General features: G+C 58.9%; 1 protein-coding gene. It reads left to right on the forward strand.

Annotation, left to right across the window (positions count from 1 at the left end; genetic code table 11):
• Nucleotides 1-75 precede the first annotated feature (75 nt).
• A complete protein-coding gene (locus CDV49_RS19895) occupies nt 76-1104 on the forward strand; it encodes an IS110 family transposase (RefSeq protein WP_035715303.1) in 1029 nt (342 codons plus the stop codon).
• Nucleotides 1105-1362: the final 258 nt, after the last annotated feature.

Below are 1362 nucleotides of genomic sequence, written 5' to 3' on the forward strand. Positions count from 1 at the left end.
TTGATGATGTGGACACCCCCACCCCAACCGTCGAATCTGGTTTCAACGGTTCCCTGGAAGAAGGAGTGGTTGGATATGTCCGGAATGATCATTGGCCTCGATCTCGCGAAGAGCGTTTTCCAGGTTCACGCTGTCGACGCAGAAGGAAAAGTCGTCATCACGCGAAAGGTGCGGCGCTCCCAGATGCTCGAGTTCTTTACGAGGCTGGAACCGTGCCTGGTTGGCATGGAGGCGTGCCCTTCCGCGCACCACTGGGCGCGGGAGCTTTCTGCCTTGGGCCACGAAGTACGGTTGATGGTCGCGTCCTACGTGAAGCCCTATGTCAAGCGCCAGAAGAACGACATGGTTGACGCAGAAGCCATCTGCGAGGCTGTGACCAGGCCGACCATGCGGTTCGTCCCGATCAAATCTGAATCGCAGCAGGCTATTCTCATGGTCCACAAGACCCGCGCTCTCTTGGTCCGCCAAAGAACAATGCTTGTGAACGCCCTGCGCGGCCATCTCACCGAGATGGGCGTCGTAGCGCCAAAGGGGATCAGACGGCATGCCGATCTCGTCGAGCGGGTGCTTGCACACGGCGCAGACGAGATCGACCTGCCGCCGCTCGTGCGTGACATTGTGTTTTCCTCTGCCCGGCAGATCGGCTCCTTGAATGCCGAGATAAAGGAGCTCGAGAGGAAAATCCTGGAATGGCACCGCACGAGCGAAGCCAGCCAACGGCTGGCGACGATCCCTGGCGTCGGCGTAATCACCGCATCCGCAATGGCGGCCACTGTCGTGGATCCTGCTGCCTTCAGATCGGGACGAGACCTTGCCGCATGGCTCGGCCTGACGCCGCGATCCAACTCATCTGGTGGCAAGGAACGGTTGGGACGGATCACGAAAGCTGGAAACCGATATTTGAGAACCTTGCTTGTCATCGGGGCGACAGCTGTCGTCGGTTTCTCGAGACGAACAACCGAGGGGCCATTAATGAACTGGGTCAGAAAGCTCCTCCAGGCGAAATCTGCACGCCTGACAACGGTGGCCTTGGCCAACAAGATGGCACGGATCTGCTGGGCGGTAATGGCACACAAGACCGTCTTCGGAGAAGCCGCCGCATAAGTCACGACGCACTAGCGTCACAACAGTTCGGAGGGTCTGCCCAAGAAGCGTGATGACTACCGGTTTTGCCGGGGATCAGGAAAACCCGTTCGCGAGGCAGCGCTGAAAAGCGCGATGTTTTGATAGGGACCATGATCCGCGGATATCATCAGGGCCCGCGGCCATCCGGCCGCACTACGAGGCCGGACATATGCAAGCACCCAACCGGATTCGACACGCATTGAGGAAAGACTTGACGAAGGGGGTGTCCACATATGC

The sequence above is a fragment of the Haematobacter genomosp. 1 genome, assembly GCF_002196855.1.
In the GTDB taxonomy this organism is placed as follows: Bacteria; Pseudomonadota; Alphaproteobacteria; order Rhodobacterales; family Rhodobacteraceae; genus Haematobacter.

Bases quoted from the DNA above. Each gene is read 5' to 3' on its own strand.
- CDV49_RS19895 (WP_035715303.1), top strand. From the start codon at position 76: ATGTCCGGAATGATCATTGGCCTCGATCTCGCGAAGAGCGTTTTCCAG.